This is a genomic window from Paenibacillus forsythiae T98 (assembly GCF_000520735.1).
Taxonomy (GTDB): Bacteria; Bacillota; Bacilli; order Paenibacillales; family Paenibacillaceae; genus Paenibacillus_AQ; species Paenibacillus_AQ forsythiae.
Map to the genome: position 1 here is coordinate 1 of NZ_ASSC01000325.1, position 6445 is coordinate 6445.

At 51.5% G+C, this 6445-nt stretch carries 7 protein-coding genes and 1 riboswitch; of the genes, 5 read left to right on the forward strand and 2 right to left on the reverse strand.

Features of this window, described 5'->3' with window-relative positions:
- Both L692_RS33485 and L692_RS0110595 read right to left on the reverse strand, forming a co-directional pair.
- On the reverse strand, window positions 1-210 hold a 210-nt coding region (locus L692_RS33485), incomplete at its 3' end, for a hypothetical protein (protein ID WP_232238763.1).
- Window positions 211-386: 176 nt separating this feature from the next.
- A complete protein-coding gene (locus L692_RS0110595) occupies window positions 387-641 on the reverse strand; it encodes an AbrB/MazE/SpoVT family DNA-binding domain-containing protein (protein ID WP_025699676.1) in 255 nt (84 codons plus the stop codon).
- A gap of 323 nt (window positions 642-964) precedes the next feature.
- On the opposite strand from L692_RS0110595, the gene L692_RS0110600 reads away from it, so the two are divergent.
- The 5 genes from L692_RS0110600 to rsmA form a co-directional block, all read left to right on the forward strand.
- A complete protein-coding gene (locus L692_RS0110600) occupies window positions 965-2251 on the forward strand; it encodes an HD domain-containing protein (RefSeq protein ID WP_025699678.1) in 1287 nt (428 codons plus the stop codon).
- Between the two features lie 40 nt (window positions 2252-2291).
- Window positions 2292-3062: a TatD family hydrolase gene (locus L692_RS0110605; protein WP_025699679.1), complete on the forward strand. Its 771-nt coding sequence runs from the start codon at window positions 2292-2294 to the stop codon at window positions 3060-3062.
- A gap of 197 nt (window positions 3063-3259) precedes the next feature.
- A riboswitch (cyclic di-AMP (ydaO/yuaA leader) is annotated at window positions 3260-3496 on the forward strand.
- Window positions 3497-3775: 279 nt separating this feature from the next.
- The gene (locus L692_RS0110610; RefSeq protein ID WP_025699680.1) at window positions 3776-4900 is read left to right on the forward strand and encodes a 3D domain-containing protein; all 1125 of its coding nucleotides are present in this window, start codon (window positions 3776-3778) and stop codon (window positions 4898-4900) included.
- 164 nt (window positions 4901-5064) lie between these two features.
- Complete coding sequence (gene rnmV / locus L692_RS0110615; RefSeq protein WP_025699681.1) at window positions 5065-5616, forward strand: ribonuclease M5; 552 nt, start codon at window positions 5065-5067, stop codon at window positions 5614-5616.
- The coding region (gene rsmA / locus L692_RS0110620; RefSeq protein ID WP_025699683.1) for a 16S rRNA (adenine(1518)-N(6)/adenine(1519)-N(6))-dimethyltransferase RsmA at window positions 5613-6445 on the forward strand (833 nt) is incomplete at its 3' end. The genes rnmV and rsmA, both read left to right, overlap by 4 nt.

Sequence of the window (6445 nt, forward strand, 5' to 3'; positions counted from 1 at the left end):
AGGGAGAGCGCGGGAGAACGCCAAAGCAGCAGTCCGCTCCCGAGCGCCGAAGTCAAGCGAATCCCGCAGGGAGAGCGACGCCGACGCCGCATTCACACACGAGCGCCCATGAACCACATGAAAGGCCCCGAGGCGGATTCCGTAAGGAATCGGGCCGAGAAGGGCCGCTCCACCGCCCCAAGCCGCTGCATCCCGCCAAACCCCCCGCATCTATCCAACCCTTGCGGGTGTCCAGAGGGCGCAGCCCTTGGGGCCCTCCCCTTTGGGGAGGGTTTGGGAGGGGGCCCCCACATAAAAAAATTGCCCCCCGCATTCACGGGAGGCCAAGGAGATATAAAAAAGGTTAGAATTAACAATTTGATTAGCCCTATTATAACTGATTTATTTTAATTTGTCACAGGGGCAGGGATAGTAGAAATGCATTCATGGCAAACAATTTTTCCTTTGAAGTAAGTAACGTTCTCGGCGTTGCCGCAGAAAATACAGGCAGGCTCGTATTTTTTCAGCATGATTCGCTCGCCGTCAACATAAATCTCGAGCGCATCTTTCTCTCCAATACCCAGCGTGCGGCGCAGTTCGATCGGAATGACAACCCGTCCCAGTTCGTCTACTTTTCTTACAATGCCCGTTGATTTCATCATAACAATCGTTGCTCCTCTCAAATAATCAATTAATCAAAAAAATGTCATGATTCGACAATCTTCTCTGTTTTATGATACATATAATACCAACCATTCCCAAAACAGTCAACCTCTTTTTAGCGGGTGAATTATTTTAAGCTGTGAATGGGCCTCCGGAATGATTATTACTTCAATACGATGGAATAACTATTCATAATATATAATAAGAATGTCGAATTGGAAACTATAAATTCTACTTTTTTCGACAAAATATGAGGATATGACTTCAATTCGTTAATAAAAATGTCAAAAAATTCGAAGTTAAGGATAAAGGAGCTGATTACATGCAGCAGCCGCTCTCCGAAGAAAAAGTGTTTAAAGATCCGGTTCACAATTATATTCATGTGCAGGATACTGTCATTTGGCGCCTGATCAATACGAAGGAGTTTCAGCGTCTGCGCCGTATCCGCCAGCTCGGAACCACCTATCTGACCTTTCACGGGGCCGAGCATAGCCGGTTCTCCCATTCGCTTGGGGTATATGAAATTACGCGGCGCATTATTTCCCAATTTGAACGCAGCGGGTATAAAGACTGGTTCCCCGAGGAAAGGCTGGTTGCGCTGTGCGCGGCGCTTTTGCATGATTTGGGACATGGTCCGTTCTCCCATTCTATAGAAGAAGCTTTTCAGATGAATCATGAGGACTGGACATGCCGCATTATATTGGAGAATACAGGGATTACCGAGATTTTGCAGGAAGTGGAGGAAGATTTTCCGCAGAAGGTGGCTTCGGTTATCCGAAAAAAATATGAGCATGATATTGTTGTCAATTTGGTGTCAAGTCCGCTGGACGCTGACCGGATGGACTATCTGCTCCGCGACGCTTATTACACCGGGGTGAATTACGGCACGATTGATATTGACCGTATTTTGCGGGTGCTTCGTCCTTATCACGGGCGGGTCGTTGTGAAGGAATCCGGGATGCATGCAATTGAGGACTATTTAATGTCGCGGTATCAAATGTACTGGCAGGTCTATTTCCATCCGGTAACGCGCAGCTCGGAAATTATTTTGCGGCAGGTGTTCCGCCGGGCCAAGCAGCTGTTTCATGACGGCTACTCCTTCCGGTTTATGGTTGAACCGCTGACCGATTTATTCTGCGGAGAGGTGAATGTGCAGCAGTATTTGCAACTGGATGAAGCACTTGTGCAAGCTGCGTTTATGCAGTGGACCTCGGAACAGGATGAGCTGCTGAGCGACTTGTGCAGCCGATTTATTCATCGTAAACTGTATAAATATGTTGAAATGGAAAGTCTCGACATGGAGACAATTGACGACATTCGCAGCAGCTTCGCCTCGGCCGGGCTGCACCCGGAATACGACCTGGAAATTGATTTTCCGACAGATTTGCCCTACGATGTATTCCGTCCGGAAGAGGGCTTTCACGGCAAGCAGATTCTGCTGCTCGATCGTCAGGAACGGCTTCGCGAAATTTCCGAGGTATCGGATATCGTCCGTTCCATCAGCGGGATTCACCGCGGCCGTTACCATCTCTATTATCCGCAGGATAAGCTGGAAAAAGCGCTGCCAATGCTGCCGGAATCCATTAAGGAATTGTTTGATTTACGCTAAAAATGTTCGCCCAAAAACCGCGAAGAAAGGGGAAGCGGATATGCAGCTTTTCGACACTCATACCCATTTGGACGCATCACAATTCGACGGCGACCGCGAGGAGACGATTGCCCGCGCCGTGGAGGCCGGAGTCGCCAGAATGGTCAATATCGGGTTTAACCGGGAGACGATTCCGACTACGATGAAGCTGGCTGAAGCCTATGATTTTATTTATGCGGCGATAGGCTGGCATCCGACGGATACCCTCGATATGAAGGACGAAGACCTTGATTGGATTGCCTCGCTGTGCGGTCATCACAAGGTTGTCGCCATTGGCGAAATAGGACTTGATTATTACTGGGATACTTCGCCGAAGGAAGTCCAGCATAGGGCATTCCGGCGTCAGATTGGCCTGGCGCGCGAGCTGAAGATGCCGATTGTGATTCATAACCGGGATGCCCACGAGGATGTTGTCCGGATTCTCCGGGAGGAAAAAGCAGCGGAAGTGGGGGGGATCATGCACTCCTTCTCCGGGAGCTGGGAGACCGCCAAAATGTGTCTGGATCTCGGCTTCCACCTTTCCTTTGGCGGGCCGATTACGTTCAAGAACGCCCGGGTGCCGAAGGAGGTGCTGGCGCAGGTCCCGCTGGACCGTCTGCTGATCGAAACAGACTCCCCTTACCTGACTCCACACCCCTACCGGGGCAAGCGAAACGAGAGCGCCCATGTCAGATTGGTGGCAGAAGCGGCGGCTGAAATTAAAGGCATTGAAGTGGAAAAATTGGCTGAAATTACGTACGCGAACGCACTGGAACGATTTGGTATTGTGTGAAAACGGGAGAAAACCAGCCAAAAAAGTGAGGATGAGCGAAGGATTAAAGTTTTTTAACGAAAAAACGGGTGTTTATTACAATAATTTAACCAATTTTTTGCGCAAATCTGGTTGAATGACGCTTTACAACATGCATCGAAACAGGATATCATCTTTTCAGTGCAGTGAGCTGTTGTTACAGTGACAGCCGCTGATCATAAATCGTCTCGCTGAGTCTCCGGATGGAGAACGGGGGAACCGATATCGCCTTGACGAATGCTTCTTAGGCCGTACATAGAGGCACATAAGTTGGCGTCGCAGGCTGTATTTGATTTCTTCACGTGGTCTTTGGGGTGAATTCGAGGGCAGCCGCCATGAGCGGTTGACCTGAGATAGGGCGTCTCTCTTTCGTCCAAACCCGACAGCTAACCCCGTAAGCGCAAGTAAGAGAGGAAACCTCGTGCGTTGGCCGTTTATTCGGACATTCCCGGAAGCCACGAAAGAGTCCTCTGATCAAGACTCTTTTTAGGCTTCTTTTTGTTTGGAATAAACGAACTCTGCCTGTGAACTGTTATATAACAGGCGGATGCATGTCATGCCGGGCAGGCGATTTATGAGCAGGATGCGAGCAGCCTTGCATCGTATCGTGTCCTGTTACAATCTCTAATAGCTTCGCCGATGTACAGCATAAAGACTTACCAATTCGGGCGGACTATGTAAGGAGGATGTAGAAGATGGGCGTATTCCAACCAGAGGTATCCCATGATTCGCAATCATCCAGCAGGTCTAATGCATTTAGGTTGTGGTTGGAGCAAGTGAATATACGCGCATGGTCTTTGCGCGGGTGGTCACTGGCGGGCGTGATCGGGATAGCAATCGCGCTGCTTATTACGCTCTACGTACGCTCTCAGAGCAGCAAACAAATCATTTTGGAGATAGACGGGAAGGTTCATGCGCTTGAGACGCATGAAGCGCTTCTGGGCGAAGCCTTGGCCAAACAATCGATTCCGCTCAAACCGTATGACCGCTTGTCGGCGGGCCTTGACGATGAAATCGAGGACGGTGACCGGATCGTCATTGACCGGGCGCAGGAGTTCATTCTGACCGAAGGCGGAAGGACAAAGACGCTTTATACGACCGAAGATACCATCGGTCAGGCCATTAGCAGTCTGGGTATCACGCTGGGTGCCCATGACAAGGTATTTCCTTCGCTAGACACCGCAATTACCGCCAGAACGGAAGTCAAGGTTGTCCGCATTAACAAGCAGGTTGTGAAGCGGACGCATAGCTTGCCTTTCCGGGTTATCAAGAAGGCGGACCCCACCCTTTTCGCAGGGAAAGTACGAGTAGCGCAGGCAGGCAAGCCGGGCGTCGTCATCCATCGTATTGAGAAGACCTACCAGGACGGAAAGCTGGTCTCCATGCGCATGGTTGGCAAAGAAGTGCAGACGGCTACCAAAGATAAGATTATCGCCGTAGGTACGAAGGCCGTGCCCAAACTTGCATCCATCAAAATTTCTTCCTCCAGCAATTCTGACCTACCTTTCGAATACAAAAGAGTAATCAGGAACGTCTCGATGACCGCCTATTCCTCGGAAGAACCGGGAATCGGCACACGCACAGCTTCCGGAACACGCGTAACCGAAGGACGGACCATAGCCGTTGATCCTCGTGTAATTCCTATCGGTTGGTGGGTATATATCGAGGGACTGGGCCTTCGCCGCGCTGAGGATACCGGGGGCGCTATTAAAGGCAACAAGATTGACGTTTATTATGATTCATTGAGCCATGCCCGCAATTTCGGCCGCAAATCACGCGTCGTTTACGTCATCGGTCCGGTCAGACCGGAGCTGGATTAATCACTTTATTTGACTTTGCAAATTCGACGGCAATACGCTATATTGATGTAAGCTCGTCACTTATATAGTTCTAAGCCAGAAAGAAGGGGAGCGAATCCTCTTCTTTTTATTTTATTTTGGTGGTATAGGCGGTTATATGGCCGCTGTGGGAGGAACGCTAAAGAATGATTAAAGAGTTGATTGTCGTGGAAGGCAAGAGCGATACCGCCGCCGTCAAAAGAGCCGTCGATGCCGACACGATTGAAACCGGGGGTTCAGCGGTGGACAGACGGGTGATCGCCAAGATCGCCCTGGCGGCGGAGCGGCGGGGCGTCATTATCCTGACCGACCCGGACCATGCGGGGGAACGGATACGCAAGATTGTCTCGTCGAAGGTGCCGGGATGCAAACATGCCTTTATTCCGGAGGAGGACGCAACGCTAAAGGGCGATATCGGCGTCGAGAACGCATCGCCGGAGGCAATCCGCCACGCGCTGGAGAACGTGCATACATCCTTCGAGGGAGCGCCTGTGCTGATTGGGATGGAAGACCTCCTGGCGGCGGGCATGATCGTGCATCCTCAGGCCGCGAAGCGCAGAATGCAGCTTGGCAATATCCTTGGTATCGGCTACTGCAACGGCAAGCAGCTGTACAAGCGGTTGTCGATGTTCGGCATAACGCCTGAAGAGTTTGAAAATGCGGTTGCGCAAATTGAGCAGGGAGGTCTGTCCTCATGAGCGGAAGGGAAGATATTTCGTCCCCAAGAAGGACCAAAGAGATTATTGCGGCCCACGGATTTTCGTTTAAGAAAAGCTTGGGTCAGAACTTTCTGATCGACCACAATATTTTAAATAAAATTGTAGACGCCGCAGAATTGGACACGGACACCGGCGCTCTGGAGATTGGTCCCGGCATCGGCGCGCTCACCGAGCGTCTGGCGCAGACGGCGGGCGCGGTTACGGCCGTGGAGATCGACCAGCGGCTGATTCCGATTCTCCAGGAGGTGCTGTCACCGTATCCGAATGTCCGGATACGGCACGCCGATGTGCTGGGTGTGGACCTGCATGAGCTGTTCAGCGAGGATTTCGCGGCCGTAGGCAAGGTCAGCGTAGTCGCCAATCTGCCCTACTACGTGACGACTCCAATTCTGATGAAGCTGCTGGAGGAGAAGCTGCCGCTGGCGAACATTGTTGTGATGATTCAGAAAGAGGTTGCCGAGCGGATGGCGGCATCGCCGGGAGGCAAGGATTATGGGAGCCTCAGCATTGCCGTACAGTATTACAGTGAGCCGGAGCTGGTCTGCACCGTGCCGCACACCGTCTTTATCCCTCAGCCGAATGTAGAATCGGCGGGGATCCGGCTGAAGGTAAGGGAGCGGCCGCCTGTTGATGTGAAGGATGAACAGCATTTTTTTGAAGTGGTGAAGGCGTCCTTTACCCAGCGGCGCAAAACGATATCCAACAATCTGAAAGCCCGTTTCTTCCCCGGCGAGGGCAGGGAACGGCTGGAGGCGCTGCTCATTGAGGCCGGAATACAGCCCTCGCGCCGCGGCGAGACGCTGAGTCT